Origin of the sequence: Streptomyces alkaliphilus, assembly GCF_014141535.1 — a bacterium.
Lineage (GTDB): Bacteria > Actinomycetota > Actinomycetes > Streptomycetales > Streptomycetaceae > Streptomyces > Streptomyces alkaliphilus.
Genome location: NZ_VKHT01000033.1, coordinates 1 through 15,266 on the forward strand (window position 1 = coordinate 1; position 15,266 = coordinate 15,266).

The 15,266-nt window shown below is 73.5% G+C and carries 16 protein-coding genes and 1 pseudogene; 10 read left to right on the plus strand and 7 right to left on the minus strand.

All coding sequences use genetic code 11. The annotated features are described in order from the left end of the window. A partial coding sequence (locus tag FNQ90_RS02355; protein WP_182604707.1) for a thioesterase family protein occupies window positions 1-639 on the plus strand: 639 nt, incomplete at its 5' end. 147 nt (window positions 640-786) lie between these two features. On the opposite strand, the gene FNQ90_RS02360 is transcribed toward FNQ90_RS02355, so the two are convergent. Then, window positions 787-1,419, minus strand: a complete 633-nt coding sequence (locus FNQ90_RS02360; RefSeq protein WP_182604708.1) for a GNAT family N-acetyltransferase — start codon at window positions 1,417-1,419, stop codon at window positions 787-789. A 104-nt stretch (window positions 1,420-1,523) separates the two neighbouring features. Here FNQ90_RS02360 and FNQ90_RS02365 point away from each other — a divergent pair, with 104 nt between their 5' ends. After that, entirely contained in the window at window positions 1,524-1,997 is a 474-nt protein-coding gene (locus tag FNQ90_RS02365; protein WP_182604709.1) for a Dps family protein, read from the plus strand. 146 nt (window positions 1,998-2,143) lie between these two features. Here FNQ90_RS02365 and FNQ90_RS02370 read toward each other — a convergent pair whose 3' ends face one another. The 4 genes from FNQ90_RS02370 to FNQ90_RS02385 form a co-directional block, all read right to left on the minus strand. Continuing rightward, window positions 2,144-2,362, minus strand: coding sequence for a hypothetical protein (locus FNQ90_RS02370; RefSeq protein ID WP_182604710.1), 219 nt, complete (start codon window positions 2,360-2,362; stop codon window positions 2,144-2,146). Next, entirely contained in the window at window positions 2,359-2,787 is a 429-nt protein-coding gene (locus tag FNQ90_RS28340; RefSeq protein WP_323379741.1) for a DUF7848 domain-containing protein, read from the minus strand. Before FNQ90_RS28340 ends, FNQ90_RS02370 begins: the two co-directional genes overlap by 4 nt. Window positions 2,788-2,875: 88 nt before the next feature. Beyond that, complete coding sequence (locus FNQ90_RS02380) at window positions 2,876-4,129, minus strand: helix-turn-helix domain-containing protein (RefSeq protein WP_182604711.1); 1,254 nt, start codon at window positions 4,127-4,129, stop codon at window positions 2,876-2,878. Window positions 4,130-4,161: 32 nt separating this feature from the next. Further along, on the minus strand, window positions 4,162-4,905 hold the full coding sequence (locus FNQ90_RS02385; RefSeq protein WP_182604712.1) for an HAD family hydrolase: 744 nt from the start codon (window positions 4,903-4,905) through the stop codon (window positions 4,162-4,164). Window positions 4,906-5,023: 118 nt separating this feature from the next. Here FNQ90_RS02385 and FNQ90_RS26950 point away from each other — a divergent pair. Both FNQ90_RS26950 and FNQ90_RS02390 read left to right on the plus strand, forming a co-directional pair. Beyond that, window positions 5,024-5,379: pseudogene (locus tag FNQ90_RS26950) on the plus strand (hypothetical protein); the annotation flags it as partial. 85 nt (window positions 5,380-5,464) lie between these two features. Further along, entirely contained in the window at window positions 5,465-5,827 is a 363-nt protein-coding gene (locus tag FNQ90_RS02390; RefSeq protein WP_182604713.1) for a nuclear transport factor 2 family protein, read from the plus strand. Window positions 5,828-6,119: 292 nt separating this feature from the next. Here FNQ90_RS02390 and FNQ90_RS02395 read toward each other — a convergent pair whose 3' ends face one another. Then, window positions 6,120-6,860, minus strand: coding sequence for an N-acetylmuramoyl-L-alanine amidase (locus FNQ90_RS02395; protein WP_182604714.1), 741 nt, complete (start codon window positions 6,858-6,860; stop codon window positions 6,120-6,122). A 71-nt stretch (window positions 6,861-6,931) separates the two neighbouring features. On the opposite strand from FNQ90_RS02395, the gene FNQ90_RS02400 reads away from it, so the two are divergent. Together FNQ90_RS02400 and mnmA are read left to right on the plus strand one after the other, a co-directional pair. Further along, window positions 6,932-8,101: a cysteine desulfurase family protein gene (locus tag FNQ90_RS02400; protein WP_182604715.1), complete on the plus strand. Its 1,170-nt coding sequence runs from the start codon at window positions 6,932-6,934 to the stop codon at window positions 8,099-8,101. 51 nt (window positions 8,102-8,152) lie between these two features. Next, entirely contained in the window at window positions 8,153-9,274 is a 1,122-nt protein-coding gene (gene mnmA, locus FNQ90_RS02405) for a tRNA 2-thiouridine(34) synthase MnmA (protein WP_182604716.1), read from the plus strand. 34 nt (window positions 9,275-9,308) lie between these two features. On the opposite strand, the gene FNQ90_RS02410 is transcribed toward mnmA, so the two are convergent. Beyond that, on the minus strand, window positions 9,309-10,115 hold the full coding sequence (locus FNQ90_RS02410; RefSeq protein ID WP_182604717.1) for a carbon-nitrogen hydrolase family protein: 807 nt from the start codon (window positions 10,113-10,115) through the stop codon (window positions 9,309-9,311). Between the two features lie 196 nt (window positions 10,116-10,311). Between FNQ90_RS02410 and FNQ90_RS02415 the strand changes: the two genes are divergently transcribed. From FNQ90_RS02415 to ligA, 4 genes are all read left to right on the plus strand, one after another. Next, window positions 10,312-10,779: a hypothetical protein gene (locus tag FNQ90_RS02415; RefSeq protein ID WP_182604718.1), complete on the plus strand. Its 468-nt coding sequence runs from the start codon at window positions 10,312-10,314 to the stop codon at window positions 10,777-10,779. 261 nt (window positions 10,780-11,040) lie between these two features. After that, the gene (locus FNQ90_RS02420) at window positions 11,041-11,730 is read left to right on the plus strand and encodes an SDR family oxidoreductase (RefSeq protein WP_182604719.1); all 690 of its coding nucleotides are present in this window, start codon (window positions 11,041-11,043) and stop codon (window positions 11,728-11,730) included. 142 nt (window positions 11,731-11,872) lie between these two features. Further along, a complete protein-coding gene (locus FNQ90_RS02425) occupies window positions 11,873-12,886 on the plus strand; it encodes a methionine synthase (protein ID WP_323379743.1) in 1,014 nt (337 codons plus the stop codon). A 172-nt stretch (window positions 12,887-13,058) separates the two neighbouring features. Further along, window positions 13,059-15,215: an NAD-dependent DNA ligase LigA gene (gene ligA, locus FNQ90_RS02430; protein ID WP_407699297.1), complete on the plus strand. Its 2,157-nt coding sequence runs from the start codon at window positions 13,059-13,061 to the stop codon at window positions 15,213-15,215. Window positions 15,216-15,266: the final 51 nt, after the last annotated feature.

A 15,266-nucleotide genomic window follows, 5' to 3' on the forward strand; every position in this document is an offset into this window, starting at 1 on the left:
CACTACCTCACCGCCCCCCGCCCCGGCCCGGCCGTGATCCGGGTGGAGACCGTCCGCGAGGGCCGCACGCTCTCCACGGCCACCGCCTCCCTGACGCAGACCGACCCCGACGGCACCGAGGTCGAACGGCTGCGGGTGCTGGCCACCCACACCGACCTGAGCACCGGGCCCGAAGAGGTCCGCACCACCGCCGAGATGCCCGACATCCCCGCCTACGAGGACTGCGTGGGCATGGATCTCGCGCCGCCGGAGTTCGTGCGCGACGCCCCGATCGTGCACCGTCTCGCCGGCCGCCTCGACCCCGACTGCGTCGGCTGGGCCGTGGGCGTTCCCTCCGGCCGCGCCGGCACGCGCGGCTGGTTCGCCTTCGCCGACGGCCGCCCCGTCGATCCGCTGGCCCTCCTGATGGTCGGTGACGCCCTGCCCCCGTCCGTCTTCGACCTCGGCCTCTCCGGCTGGGTGCCGACCATCGAGCTGACCACCCACGTCCGCGCCCTTCCGGCCCCCGGCCCGCTGCGGGTGGCCCTCACCACCCGCAACCTCGCCGGCGGCCTGCTGGAGGAGGACGGCGAGGTGTGGGACTCCGCCGGCCGCCTGGTCGCCCAATCCCGCCAGCTCGCCCGCGCCCCGCGCGGCTGAGCCCCCCGGTCCCCGGGGGCCGACCGCCTCCCGGCCGATGGCGCCGCGCGCGCCGACACCACCGGACCCGGCCGCGTCGATCACGCGGCCGGGCCCCGGTCTCCTCGGCTTCGGCCATGACCCCGCGACGGGAGACCGTCCGGGCCGTCAGCCGGCGCCCGGCGTCGTCGGTGCCCCGGGAACGCCCAGGTCGGCGGCCACCTTCGCCACCGACCGCAGCTCGCCCGGCGGCTCGCTCGCGCCCGGCCCCAGCGAGCGGCGCCAATAGGCCACGTCGCGCCACTCGCCATTCTTGAACCCCGCCGCCGTGAAGACGCCCACCGGCTCGAAACCGGCCCTTTGGTGCAACCCGTCGCTGCCCGGGTTCGGCTGCGCCACACCCGCGTGCACGGCCCGGTAACCCTGCGCCTCCAGCATCGTCAGCAGCAGCTCGTACAGCCGACGGCCCAACCCGGTGCCGTGCGCCTCGGGGCGCAGGTAGATCACCGACTCGACCGTCCGGGCGTAGGCGCCGCGCGGACTCCACGGGACGGCGTAACAGGCCGCCACCACCCGTTCGGCCCCATCCCCGGCCGTCGGGACCTCCCCGGTGGGCTCCACCGCGACCAGCCACGGGTACCACTCGTGCCCCGCCTCCCACAGCGCCCGCCACTCGCCGACCTCCTGCGGCTCGGTGCGGAAGTTGACGTGCGAGGTGGTGATCCAGTGGTTCACCATTCGGCAGATGTCCGCCAGGTCGGCGGGCCCCGAGAGCCGGATCGCGTGACGCGAAGTACCCATGGGGTCCATTGTCCGGGGTAGGGGCACCCCGACCCCCGGCGGGCCCGGCGCATCGGCGCTAGCCTGGCCGGTGGAAGCTCTCAAACCGGACGAAAGGGCTCCAGATGTATGCCGTGAAGAGCACGCTGCCGGACGAGTCGCTGAAGGTCGTCGGCGAGACGCTCCAGGGTGCGCTGGTGGACCTGGTGGACCTCTCGCTGGTCGCCAAGCAGACCCACTGGAACGTCGTCGGCCCCCGGTTCCGCACCGTGCACCTCCAGCTGGACGAGGTCGTGGCCACCGCCCGGACCTACTCCGACACCGTCGCCGAGCGGGCCGCCGCCCTGGGCATCACCCCCGACGGCCGTGCCTCCACGGTCGCGAAGACGACCGGCATCGCGGCCACTCCCGAGGGCTGGCAGAAGGACACCGACGCCGTCGCCCACCTGGTCGACGCCCTCGCGTCGGTGGTCACCCGGATGCGCGAGCGCATGGCCTCCGTCGGCAAGGCCGACCCGGTGACCGAGGACCTGTTCATCCAGATCACCGCCGACCTCGAGAAGCACCACTGGATGTTCCAGGCCGAGGACGGCAGCTGAGGCCGGTCCGCGCGCCGGTACCCACGGGTGGGACCGGACCGCGAGCGACCGGGCCACCGCCGGGTCCCGGCGCCACCCCGGGTGGGGCGGCGCCGGGACCCGCGTGCGTGCGGGGCCCGTCGTGGGGTTGTCCTCAGCGGTCGGTCTCAGCAGCCCGGTTCCCGGAATCCGGTCAGCCGGGTCCGGGCGGTCAGCCACAGGCGTTCCCCCTCTTCGAGGTCCAGGCGGACGCCGGTGGGCGTGCGCACCACGTCCACCACCCGCATGGGCACCCCGCCGACCACCACGCGGTCCTCGACACGGACGGAGACGCGGGTGATCGCCACCGCCTCCATCCACTCCGGAAGTCCCGCCGGCGAGCTCATCGCCACTCCCCGGGGACGGCCCGGTAGGGGCGGGTGACGATCTCCCGGTACGACAGGTGCTCCGGATGCCGCCGCAGGTGGCCGAGCATCCAGGCGATGACGCCTTCCCCGTCCTCCACCGACCCGCCGGCGGGACCGCGCTCCTCGCACACCGCGCACTCCCCGGCGAAGCCGATCGCCTCCGCGTCCGGCTCCCGATCCGGCTCGATCGCGTACTCCCGGAACCGGAACCGTGCATCACCGGGGCGGATTCGTTCCGGTGGAGCCTCGGTCCCGGTACAGCAGGCCGCCTTCGGGCAGAAGTACACCGGCTCCCCGGTCTCCTCATGGAAAGCTCTCAGCCCGTCCCGGGTCAGGTCGCCGCACCGCGCGCAGCGCCGCAACCCCCGTACGGGCTCGGTGTGGATGGGTCCGGAGACACGCATGGATTCCTCCTTGGTGATCGATTGATCACGCAAGGTAGAAGTGATTCCTGTCGGCGAGGGGCAGGGGATCTGCCCCTCGCACGCCCGTTCAGGCGGTCAACACACCGACCCTCACCGCCAGTGCCGCCGCGCGCCGTCGCAGCGCCGGTCGTCGTGACTCCGACTCCTCCAGAAGGATGCGACGGGCGTAGCCGTTGTAGCGCACGGTCTCCGGGGCGTTCTCATGCGCCCGCTCCAGCACCGCGAGGGCCGTGTCCGCCCGCCCGTCCAGGTGATGGGCCCGGGCTTCCTCGATCCGATGTCGCGCACGACGTGGGCGGGATGGCAGCGCGGCCCCATCGGTTCTCCCTGCCTGCCGGACGGCCTCGCCTGCGGCGTGGAGTTCCACGGCGATGGTGACGGCGTGCGCCCCCATCACGGCCCGGCCGAAGCTGGTGATCGGGTGGTAGTGGGACGCCGGAAGACGTCGGGCGATGCCCTCGGCCCTGTCCCAGTGCCCCCATGCCGTGCCCGCGTCCCCGCGCCGGGCGGCGGTGTATCCGGACGCCGCGTACAGAGCGCCGGCCATGGACACCTCCTTTTCGGAGGCGTCGGGAAGCAGGGGCTCCAGGTACTCCAGCGCTCCCCGCGTGATCTCCTCCGCCGCGTCCAGGTGGGCGTGGCCGGAATCCCGGTGGGCCTCGGCCAGCAGCCACGCGGCAACGGCCACGGTGTGCGGATCATTCGACTCCTGAGCCGCCACCATGCCCCGCTCGGCGACCCGCCACAGCAGGGAACCATCGCCCTGATAGGCGAGGAAGAACTGGGCCAGGGCATAGACCTCCGACAGAACCGCCTCGGCCGCACGCCGTTCGGCGGGCTCCTCGACCTGCCGGACCGCCGCCCGGGCGTCCCGGATGAGATCGGGCAACAGGGCTCCGACCACGGTGCGGTGATCGGGTGCCGAATGCCGGGCGGCCCACGCCCGGTCGAGACGGAGACGCAGGTGGGCGGGGGAAGGCGCGGGTCCCTCATCCAGGGGAAAGGCGTCGATGGCGCTCCGGACGGATTCCAGCGCGGTGTGCCCCGGGCCGGAGAACAACGCGACGGGTAGGCGTTGGTCCCCGGTCAACTCGGAGAGGTCGCGCACCCGCAGCACCTCGGCGAAACGGAGGATCACCGGCAGGCGGGGAGTTCGCAACTCCCCGCGCTCGATCTGCTTGAGCCAACTCGTGGACCTGCCCATCAGCCCGGCGAGAACGGGGCGGGACATGCCCCGGCCGGTGCGCAGCAGTTGAAGACGCTGACCGAAGGCGATGGACTCCGGGTCCGGACCGACGGGGGGAGCGGGGTGGGAAGTCATGGCCTTGCCCCTCTCTGGACGGCTCGACACCGTCAGTATGCGGGAGAACACGCACCGGTCCCCCCGCTTCGGGGACTCTGCGTTCCCGGGACCTCGTCCCGGTCGGGGGGTTCGGAGACCGTGACCCGGTTGCTCTTTCCCATGAAGGGGATCAGGTCGTACAGGGATTCGATGGACCAGTCGGCGGCAGCTCTCACCGTGGGGTCGTCGGCCCACAGGTGACCCCATGGGCCGCGTCTCAGGTGGGCGGTCGACAACCCCGCTTCCCGAGCGGGATAAATGTCATTGGCCGGATGGTCGCCCACATAGAGCACCTGATGCGGGGCCCGGACACCTGCCGGCTTCACTACTTTTCCGAAGAACTCGGGATCCGGCTTCGATACGCCCCAATCACCGGATGTGGCCACGGCGTCCACCGGGAGGCCGAGACCGCGTAGCAGTTCTCCGGCCCGAACCGTCTGATTTCCGGCCACCACCACTCTCACACCGGTCCTGCGCAGGGCGGTCAGGGCCGGTCGAACATCCTGGTACAGATCGCTCTCATCCGGATACTCCCCTCGGCCGGCGGTCTCCCGCGCGATGTACTCGGCGGCCGGATCGATGTCGGGACGCAACAGGCGCACGGCGTCCGAGTTGTCCCTTCCCTGCGCGACGACGGCGCCCACCAGGGCGGAGAGGGTGTGTCGGGGCACCCCGAGCCAGTCGGCCCGGGACGACCAGTACCGATCATCACGGGTGAGGGTTTCCCCCACATCCGGGGCCACGGCGCGAATCATGCGGGCAGGGTACTCCGGTGAACGGGCGCCACCTCGCCGAGCTCCGCCGGAACCCGGGGTTCACGCCCCACCGGTCATCGAGACGGTCGCCGATGGAGACCACCGCTATCGTGCCCACATGAGCGGTTCCGCGCGGCGTGCAGTGCTCTTCCTCGACGTCGACGGCCCGTTGATCCCCTTCGGAGGGGCGCCCGGGTCGCGTACCCCTCCCACCCCACGGGCGCCGAACCTCCCACCGTCGACGCGAATCCGCTCCTGCGCCGGCTCGATCCCCGGCACGGCCCCCGACCGGCGGCACTCCCATGCGAGTTGGTGTGGGCGACGACCTGGATGGAGGACGCGAACGAGTGGCTCGCGCCCCGTCTCGGTCTGCCCCGGTTGGAGGTGGTGGCCTGGCCGGAGCCCTCCGGCCTCGATGATTGGGACGAACGGAACGGACTGCACCGGAAAACCCGCGCCCTCGCCCGACGGGCGCGCTCGTCCTCGCGGAGTAGGCTCGTGGGAGAGGCCTTTCGCGGCCCGCGTCCCCCGTGGGCCGCGGCCCGGGAAGGAGATCACGATGGGTACCGCGACACGTTCCCCCTTCGACGCCGATACGTTGCGTCGAGGCGTGGAGGGCGACCCGAAGACCCTCCTGTCGCTCTACGCCGAGGACGCCGAACTGCGCGTGGTGGACCGCACCGCGCAACCCAGCCACCCGCGGGTGTTGCACGGTCGCGACGAGATCGCAGCCATGCTCGAGGACGTCTACAGCCGCGACATGACCCACAAGATGGAGGACTGCGTCGTCCAGGGCGATCGCGCGGCCTTCAGTGAGGCCTGCGAGTACCCCGACGGGGTCCGGGTCCTGGGTCAGTCGATGATGAGGCTGCGCGACGGCAGGATCACCGAACACACCATGATTCAGGCATGGGACGAGTGACAACACGAGAGCGGGAGAAGGGACACGGCACGGCCCCGGTCACCCTGTGATCACCGGGAGCCGTGCCGGTGCGTGTCTCCGACGGTCCGGCACGTCATCGCCCGCTCCGGAAGAGCCGGACCCGTGGGGAACTGCGCCGGGTGGAGGGCGAGACGACGAGGCTCGGAGTGACCCGAATCGCCACCGTCTTCGGCGCCCGGGTGAGAGCGGCTGGTTCCCGCCCCCGCCCTCTCCGACCTGCCGGCGCGTCGCTCCCCCGGAGGACCGTCCGCCCCCACGACCGGTGGGGGGCTCAGACCTCGCGGACCATGGTGATGTAGCGGTCCCAGTCCCAGTGCGGGCCCGGGCAGATGCGGGCGATGCCGGGTATCTCGTTGTGGCCGACGATGTGCTCGCGGTCGCGGGGGATGTCGTACCGGTCGCAGATCCCCGCCACCAGCCGTGCCGAGGAGACGTACATCTCCTCGGTCAGGTACTCCGGTTGGTCCGCCCAGCCCTCGTGCTCGATGCCGATGCTGCGTTCGTTGAACGGCCGGTCACCGGCGTGGAAGGCCACGTCCAGCTCCCGCGCCAGCTGCGCCACGTGCCCGTCCTCCGACCGCAGCACGTAGTGCGTCGCGGCCCGGTGCGAGGAGTCCTGGAAGACCCGCAGCGTGATGGGGTAGGTGGCCTCCGGCATGTGGATCACCACCCGGTCGATGGGGTAGTCGCGCGGCCGGTTCGCCCGCCGGTAGTTGCCGCTCGCGGCGGGGATCCACTCCGCGCCCGGGTGGTCCACCTCGCCCTCCACACGCGGCTCGGTCGCGCCCGAGTACAGCCACCACAGGCGGGCCAGCTCATCGCGGCCGGCGTATGCCGCGCCCGCGCCGGCCACCAGCGCGGCCCCGCCGATCAGCAGCCCGCGCCGGCTCGGCCCGGCGGGCGAGCGGTGCCCGCCGCCCGCCCGGCCGTCCCCGGGGCCGCCCTCGGCGGGCGGCCGGCCCGCCGCGCCGCCGTGCGGGTACCGCGTGGGGTCGTCCCCGGTCCAGTTCATGTCCCCTCCGGCTGGAAGAACGCCATCGGCAGCCGGACGGTTCCGTTCCGGAACGTAGAATCGGGATCACCATGCCGTATCTCGACCACGCCGCCACCACCCCCATGCTGCCCGAGGCCATCGCCGCGATGACCGAGCAGCTGGCGCTGGTCGGCAACGCATCCGCGCTGCACGCGGCCGGGCGTCGCGCCCGGCGCACGGTCGAGGAGGGGCGCGAACGCATCGCCGCCGCCCTCGGCGCCCGCCCGGGGGAGGTGGTGTTCACCTCCGGCGGCACCGAGGCCGACAACCTGGCCGTCAAGGGTCTGTACTGGGCCCGCCGCGACGCCGACCCGCGTCGCGTCCGGGTGTTGGCCGGTCCCGTCGAGCACCACGCGGTGCTGGACCCCGTGCACTGGCTCGCGGACCACGAGGGCGCCGTCGTGGAGTGGCTGCCGGTGGACGGCGTGGGTCGGGTGCACCCCGGGGCGCTGCGCGAGGCCGTCGAGCGGAATCCCGACGACGTGGCATTGATCACCGTCATGTGGGCCAACAACGAGATCGGCACGATCCAGCCGATCACCGAGCTGGCCGCCGTCGCGGCCGAGCACGGCATCCCGCTGCACTCCGACGCGGTCCAGGCCTTCGGACAGCTTCCCGTCGACTTCGCCGCCTCCGGTGTCGCCGCGCTCACCGTCTCCGGGCACAAGGTCGGCGGCCCGCCCGGCATCGGGGCCCTGCTGTTGGGCCGCGACTGGACCCCCACCCCGGTGCTGCACGGCGGTGGCCAGGAACGGGACGTGCGCTCCGGCACCCTCGACGTGCCCGCCGTGGCCGGGTTCGCGGTCGCCGCCGAGTTGGCGTCGGCCCGCCGCGAGGAGTTCGCCCGTGACATCGGCGCGCTGCGGGACGAGTTGATCGACGCCGTGCGGACCGCCGTGCCCGACGCGGTGCTCAACGGGGACCCCGACCCGGTGGGCCGGCTGCCGGCCAACGCGAACTTCGCCTTCCCCGGCTGCGAGGGCGACTCCCTGCTGCTCCTGCTGGACGCCGCCGGTGTCGAGTGCTCCACCGGCTCCGCCTGCACCGCCGGCATCGCCCAGCCCAGCCACGTCGTGCTGGCCACCGGCGCCGACCCGGATCTCGCCCGGGGCACCCTGCGCTTCTCGCTCGGCCACACCTCCGTCCGGGAGGACGTGAAGGCGCTCGCCGAGGCGATCGGCCCGGCCGTCGAGCGGGCCCGGGGCGCCGGTCTGTCCTGACCCTCCCGGCGGCGGGGGCGCCGCCGCCGGGCCCGTACCCTGGAGGGCGTGATGACCCCCGCCCCCCGTCTGCGCGTGCTCGCCGCCATGTCCGGCGGCGTGGACTCCGCCGTCGCCGCCGCCCGGGCCGCCGAGGCCGGGCACGACGTCACCGGCGTCCACCTCGCGCTCTCCGCGAACCCCCAGTCCTTCCGCACCGGCGCCCGGGGCTGCTGCACCATCGAGGACTCCCGCGACGCCCGCCGGGCCGCCGACGTCATCGGCATCCCCTTCTACATCTGGGACATGGCCGAGCGGTTCCGGGCCGAGGTGGTGGACGACTTCGTCGCCGAGTACCGCGCGGGCCGCACCCCCAATCCCTGCCTGCGCTGCAACGAGAAGATCAAGTTCGCCGCGCTGCTGGACAAGGCCCTCGCCCTCGGGTTCGACGCGGTGTGCACCGGGCACTACGCCACGATCGTCACCGGCCCAGACGGTCGCCGCGAGCTGCACCGCGCCTCCGACCAGACCAAGGACCAGTCCTACGTGCTCGGGGTGCTGGACGAGCGGCAGCTCGCGCACGCCCTGTTCCCGCTCGGGGACACCCTCACCACCAAGGACGAGATCCGCGCCGAGGCCGAGCGGCGCGGCCTGGCAGTCGCCGCGAAGCCCGACAGCCACGACATCTGCTTCATCGCAGACGGCGACACCCGGGGCTTCCTCGCGAACCGTCTGGGCGCCGCCGAGGGCGACATCCTCGACGAGGACGGCAACCGGGTCGGCTCCCACGACGGCGCCACCGGCTTCACCATCGGCCAGCGCAAGGGCCTGCGCATCGGCCGCCCGGCGCCGGACGGTCGCCCCCGGTACGTGCTGGACATCTCCCCGGTGAACAACACCGTCACCGTCGGCCCGGCGGAGGCCCTGGAGATCGCGGAGCTGACCGCGATCCGCCCGCGCTGGTGCGGCACCCCGCCGACCGGGCCGGGCGCCTACACCGCCCAGCTGCGGGCGCACGGCGAGGAGGTGCCGGTCACCGCCGAGGCGGAGGGCGACGAGCTGCGGGTGCGGTTCGAGCGGCCGGTGCGCGGCGTGGCGCCGGGCCAGGCCGTCGTGCTCTACGACGGCACCCGGGTCGTCGGCTCGGGCACCATCGCCGCCACCACCCGGGCCCGGGCCGGCACCGCCGGCTGACACCGGGTGGGCCGGCGGTACGGACGGGCGTCGCTCACGCCCCGTCGGGCAACGACAGGCGGGCGTTGGCGAGCACGCCGATCGCGTCGCGGGCGGCGGTCACGCGCTCCGGGTCGATGTCGGTGACCAGCAGGCCCGGCTCGGCCCCGAGCCGGGCGTGCACGGCGCCGAACGGGTCCACCACCGCGCTGTGTCCCACCCCGGTGGGTGCCCGTCCCGCCTCCTCGCCCACCGAGGCGGGGTCGGCCTGGTCGCAGGCGGCCACCCAGCAGCCGCTGTCCAGGGCCCGGGCGCGGGCCAGCACCTCCCACTGCTCCACCTTGCCCGCCCCGGCGCCCCAGGAGGCGGGCACCACGATCAGTTCGGCACCGTCCCCGGCCAACTTCCGGAACAGCTCGGGGAAGCGGAGGTCGTAGCAGGTGGCGAAGCCGATCCGCAGGCCGTCCACCTCCACGGTGACGGTGCGGTCACCGGGTGCCACCCGGTCGGACTCCCGGAAGCCGAACGCGTCGTAGAGGTGCAGCTTGTCGTACCGGGTATCCACCCCGGCGCCGGTGATCAGCAGGGTGTTGCGCACCCGACCGTCGGGGGAGGGGGTGAACATCCCCGCCACTACCAGCAGTCCCGTGCGTTCGGCGACCTTCCGCACCCCCTCGGCCCAGGGGCCGTCCAGGGGTTCGGCGACCGGTTCGAGGGGCACGCCGAAGCGGACCATGGCGGCCTCGGGCAGTACCAGCACCCGGGCCCCGGCCCCGGCCGCATCCTCGGCCCGTTCGGTGAGCAGCGTGAGGTTCCCGGCGGGGTCGGTGCCCGACAGGGTTTGGGCGAGCGCGATGCGCATGGTGCTCCCGGATGGTCGGCGGAACGGTGGGGCCCCGGGGCGGGGCCTTCTCCGGATTATCCCCGCCGGGCCCGGCACCGACCGGGTCCCGCCCCGGCGGGTCGGCGGCGGGCGCCGGGCGATCCCCCTCGTTGCCGAACCCGAGCCCGAACCCGAACCCTCCCCGGGAACACGGCAGTTGTGATCAACTGGGAGCGTGGAAGCCATCTGGACCAGTGTCGTGGCGGTCGCCGGAACGCTGCTCGGTGTGATGATCACCCACCATTTCCAGCGGCGCGCGGCCGTGCGCGGTGAGGAGTTCACGCGTTCCGAGGCGCTGCGGCGGGAGCGCATCGACTGCTACAGCGCCTTCGCGGGGGCGGCGGAGGAGTACCGGCGGGGTCAGGCGGATCGGTGGTACGGCAAGCGGCGCGATCCCGAGGGTCCGGAGTACACCGCCGCCCGGGACCGGGCCCACCACCTGCGCACCGCGGCCCGCCAGGCGCTCTACCGGGTCAAGCTGCTCACCACCGACGCCGAGGTCCTCCTCGCCGCCGACCGGGCCTACGTCAACACCCGGGAGATCTCCACCGCCGGGGAGGAGGACGAGCACCGACGGCGCGACCAGGAGGCCCGGGAGGCGATCGAGGCGTTCGTCACCCGCGCCTCCCCCCTGGTCCGCTGAGGTCGCGTCGGACCGGTCGGTCCGACGGTGGGGTCGGGGAGGAGACGGCCTCGGCGGGCACCACGGACACCACGGACACCACCGGGTCGGGCCGCCGCTCACCGGCCGGTGGGCCGGTCCACCGGCGAACCCCGCGGGGCCCGTGGCCTTCGCCGACCCCGTGCGGGAAAACCGGGGCGGGTCCCCTCCGAACGGGTGGGTGAGCGCTGGTCGGCCGAGGGCGGTGGCCGCAGGACCGGTGCGGTGCGACACCATGGCCGCATGGCAACCCACGTGATCACCGGTGCCGGCTCCGGCATCGGCGCCACCCTGACCGAACGGCTCGCGGAGCGCGGCGACGAGCTGTGGCTCTGGGCCCGGGACACCGCCCGCGCCGACGAACTGCGCGAGCGCTTCCCCGGGGCCCGCACCATCGCCTGCGACCTCGAGCACCCCGACCGGATGGAACGGGCACTGGCCGACCAGGAACTGCCCGAACGGATCGACGGCCTGATCCACAGCGCCGGTGCCGTGAACCTGAGGCCGATCGCCGAACTACGGGTCGCGACCTGGCAGGCGGTCCTGAACGTCAACCTCACCTCTCCCGCCGAGATCACCCGCCTCCTGCTGCCCGCCCTGCGCCGCGCCTGCGGACACGTCGTCTTCGTCAACTCCGGCGCGGGGCTGCGGGCCAACCCCTACTGGGCCGCGTACGCCGCGAGCAAGCACGGTCTCAAGGCACTCGCCGACGCGCTGCGCGCGGAGGAGCGGGAGCACGGCCTGCGGGTGACCTCCGTGTACCCCGGCCGCACCGCCACCCCGATGCAGGAGCGGGTGCACCGTCTGGAGGGGCGGGAGTACGACGCCGGGGAGTGGATGCCGCCGTCCGCCGTGGCCGAGACGATCCTGATGGCCCTGGACCTGCCGCGCCCGGCGGAGGTTCTGGACCTGAGTGTGCGTCCCGGCGCCTGAGTTCGACCCGCCGGAGCGCCCCGCGGCGTCGGCGCACCCCGACGACCTCATAGGATCTCGGCTCGTGAACGCCGCCGCCGCGCCCGGGTCCGGACCGGGAGCCACCACCGAGACCACCGACCCGACCGACGGGAGCCCCGGGGTGTTCGACCCCCGTCCATGGGGCCCGGCCGCCGCCACCGGTGTCGGTTCGATGCCCGGCACGGACGTCCGGGAGACCGCCCGGATGGTGCTGGAGACGCTTCCCGCGCTGCCGTTCCTCCCCGAACTGCCCGCCCGTGGCCCCGGGGCCGACATGATCGGCCGCACCATCGGTCTGCTGCCCGACCTGCATGCCCGGGTGGAACCCAGCGGGTGGCGGATCGCCGACCGACCGGGGCGCGACTCGCGCCGCGCCCGGGACCGGCTCTCGGAGGACCTGGACACCCTGGAGGAGTTCACTCAGGGGTGGTCCGGCGCGCTCAAGGTCGCGGTGGTCGGCCCCTGGACGCTGGCCGCGACCCTGGAACGCCGCAACGGGGAGGCGATGGTCGGCGATCACGGCGCGCGCCGTGACCTGGTCGCCGCGCTGGCCGAGGCGGCGATCGACCTCGTGGCCACGGTGCGCCGACGCGTTCCCGGGGCGAAGCCGGTGCTGCAACTCGACGAGCCCTCCCTGGTGTCGGTGCTGCGCGGCCGGGTGCCGACCGCCAGCGGATACCGCACCCACCGGGCGGTGGACCGGCAGGAGGTCGAGGAAGGACTGCGGCGGGTGATCGACTCCGTCGGGGTCCCGGTCGTGGTGCACAGCTGTGCCCCGGATGTGCCCTTCGCCCTGCTGCGCCGCGCCGGCGCGCACGGCGTCTCCTTCGACCTCTCGCTGCTCACGGAACGCGAGTACGACGCCGTGGCGGAGAGCGTGGAGGCCGGCACCACCCTCTTCACCGGTGTCCTGCCCGGCGACGGCGTGGATCCCGGGGCGTTGTCGGACCCCGGCGCTACCGTCATGGGTGTCAGGTCGTTGTGGCGTGGACCGGGGCTGTCACCGGCGCTCCTTCCGGAGTCCGTGGTGGTCACCCCGGCGTGCGGGCTGGCGGGCGCCTCGCCGGCGTACGCCCGGGCCGCGCTCGCCCACTGCGTCCGGGCCGCCCGATCCCTTGCCGACAACCCCGAGTGACGGGAGAGCCGACGTGACCGCCGCCGAAGACCGAGTGGACACCCCGCCGACCTCCGGAGGCGAGGGGGGCCCGGCGGACGCGGGAGTCCTCCGGACCGGCGGCGGGCCCTCCCTCGACGGGGCCTTTGCCGGCGCGGCCACCCCCCCGGAGGCCCGCGAGCGGCACGCCCGCATCGCCGAGCAGGTCGAGGAGCACCGCTTCCGTTACTACGTGGAGACCCCGACCATCAGCGACGCCGCCTTCGACGCGCTGATGGTCGAGCTGAAGGAGCTGGAGGAGGCGTATCCGGAGCTGCGCACCCCCGACTCCCCGACCCAGCGGGTGGCGGGCAGCTACGAGACCGAGTTCACCTCCGTCGAGCACCGCGAGCGGATGTTGTCGCTGGACAACGCCTTCGACGACGAGGAGCTGTCGGCGTGGGCGGACCGGGTCGCCGAGGAGCTGCGGGGCATCCGGTACCACTACCTGTGCGAGCTGAAGGTGGACGGCCTGGCGGTCAACCTCACCTACGAGCACGGCCGGTTGACCCGTGCCGCCACCCGGGGTGACGGGTACACGGGCGAGGACATCACCCCCAACGTCCGCACCATCGACGAGATCCCGCTGCGGCTGGAGGGTGAGCGGATCCCGGAGTTGGTGGAGATCCGCGGCGAGGTCTTCTTCTCGATGGAGCGCTTCCAGGAACTGAACGCCCGCCTGGTGGAGGCCGGCGAGAAGCCCTTCGCCAACCCGCGCAACGCGGCGGCCGGTTCGCTGCGGCAGAAGGACCCCCGGGTCACCGCTGGCCGACCGCTGCAGATGGTCGTCCACGGCATCGGTGCCCGCGAGGGCTTCGACATCGACCGGCTCTCGCAGGCCTACGACCTGTTGCAGGGTTGGGGCCTGCCGACGGCCCGGGCCGCCCGGGTGGTGGAGACCCCGCAGGAGGTCCGCGAGTTCATCGCGTACCACGGCGAGCACCGGCACGCGGTGGAGCACGAGATCGACGGCGTCGTCGTCAAGGTGGACGAGATCCCGCTCCAGGGCCGGATGGGCAGCACCTCGCGCGCGCCGCGCTGGGCGATCGCCTGGAAGTACCCGCCGGAGGAGGTCAACACCCGCCTGGTGGACATCCGGGTCGGGGTGGGTCGCACCGGTCGGGTCACCCCGTACGCGGTGGTGGAGCCGGTGACGGTGGCCGGTTCGGAGGTCGAGTTCGCCACCCTGCACAACCAGGACGTGGTGAAGGCCAAGGGTGTGCTGATCGGTGACACCGTGGCGCTGCGCAAGGCCGGGGACGTCATCCCCGAGATCCTGGGGCCGGTCGCCGACCTGCGGGACGGCACCGAGCGGGAGTTCGTGATGCCCGCCGACTGCCCCGAGTGCGGCACCCCGCTGCGGCCGATGAAGGAGGGGGACGTGGACCTGCGCTGTCCCAACGCCCGCTCCTGCCCCGCGCAGTTGCGCGAGCGGCTGTTCTACCTGGCGGGCCGCAAGTGCCTGGACATCGACAACTTCGGGTACGTCGCCGCCACCGCGCTGACCCAGCCGCTGGAGCCGGCCGAGCCGCCGCTGCGGGACGAGGGCGGGTTGTTCGACCTGCGGCTGGAGGAGTTGCTGCCGATCCGCACCCACGTGCTGGACATGGACACCGGCCTGCCCAAGCGGGACCCGGAGACCGGTGAGCCGAAAGTGGTCAGCTTCTTCGCCAACAAGGAGGGCGAGCCGAAGAAGAACACCGTGGCCATGCTGGAGGCCATCGACAAGGCGCGGGACCGTCCCCTGGAGCGGATCCTCGCCGGGCTGTCCATCCGGCACGTGGGCCCGGTCGCGGCCCGCGAACTGGCCCGTGAGTTCCGCTCGATCGACCGCGTCGCGGAGGCGAGCGAGGAGGAGCTGGCCGCCGTCGAGGGTGTCGGCCCGACGGTGGCCGCCTCGGTGAAGGAGTGGTTCGCCGAGGACTGGCACCGGGAGATCGTCGAGCGGTGGCGGGCCGCCGGGGTGCGGATGGCCGAGGAGGGCGGGGAGGAGACCGGCCCACGTCCGTTGGAGAGCGTCACGGTCGTGGTCACCGGCACCCTGGCGCGGTGGACCCGGGACGGCGCCAAGGAGGCGCTGCAGGGGCTCGGTGCCAAGGTCACCGGATCGGTGTCGAAGAAGACCGGCTTCGTGGTGGTGGGGGAGAACCCCGGCTCGAAGTACGACAAGGCCGTGCAGGCCAAGGTGCCGGTGCTGGACGAGGACGGGTTCGCCGTGCTGCTGGAGCGGGGGCCGGAGGCCGCCGGGGAGGTGGCGACGGTGGGCGAACCGGAGTCGGAGGCGGCCGGGGCGGAGGCGGACGCCGGATAGTCCCCGACCGGCCCCGGGTGGTGGGGCGCCCCCGGTCGAGACGGCCCGGCC

Bases quoted from the DNA above. Each gene is read 5' to 3' on its own strand.
- FNQ90_RS02360 (WP_182604708.1), bottom strand. From the start codon at position 1,419: ATGGGTACTTCGCGTCACGCGATCCGGCTCTCGGGGCCCGCCGACCTG.
- FNQ90_RS02365 (WP_182604709.1), top strand. From the start codon at position 1,524: ATGTATGCCGTGAAGAGCACGCTGCCGGACGAGTCGCTGAAGGTCGTC.
- FNQ90_RS02370 (WP_182604710.1), bottom strand. From the start codon at position 2,362: ATGAGCTCGCCGGCGGGACTTCCGGAGTGGATGGAGGCGGTGGCGATC.
- FNQ90_RS28340 (WP_323379741.1), bottom strand. From the start codon at position 2,787: ATGCGTGTCTCCGGACCCATCCACACCGAGCCCGTACGGGGGTTGCGG.
- FNQ90_RS02380 (WP_182604711.1), bottom strand. From the start codon at position 4,129: ATGACTTCCCACCCCGCTCCCCCCGTCGGTCCGGACCCGGAGTCCATC.
- FNQ90_RS02385 (WP_182604712.1), bottom strand. From the start codon at position 4,905: ATGATTCGCGCCGTGGCCCCGGATGTGGGGGAAACCCTCACCCGTGAT.
- FNQ90_RS02390 (WP_182604713.1), top strand. From the start codon at position 5,465: ATGGGTACCGCGACACGTTCCCCCTTCGACGCCGATACGTTGCGTCGA.
- FNQ90_RS02395 (WP_182604714.1), bottom strand. From the start codon at position 6,860: ATGAACTGGACCGGGGACGACCCCACGCGGTACCCGCACGGCGGCGCG.
- FNQ90_RS02400 (WP_182604715.1), top strand. From the start codon at position 6,932: ATGCCGTATCTCGACCACGCCGCCACCACCCCCATGCTGCCCGAGGCC.
- mnmA (WP_182604716.1), top strand. From the start codon at position 8,153: ATGACCCCCGCCCCCCGTCTGCGCGTGCTCGCCGCCATGTCCGGCGGC.
- FNQ90_RS02410 (WP_182604717.1), bottom strand. From the start codon at position 10,115: ATGCGCATCGCGCTCGCCCAAACCCTGTCGGGCACCGACCCCGCCGGG.
- FNQ90_RS02420 (WP_182604719.1), top strand. From the start codon at position 11,041: ATGGCAACCCACGTGATCACCGGTGCCGGCTCCGGCATCGGCGCCACC.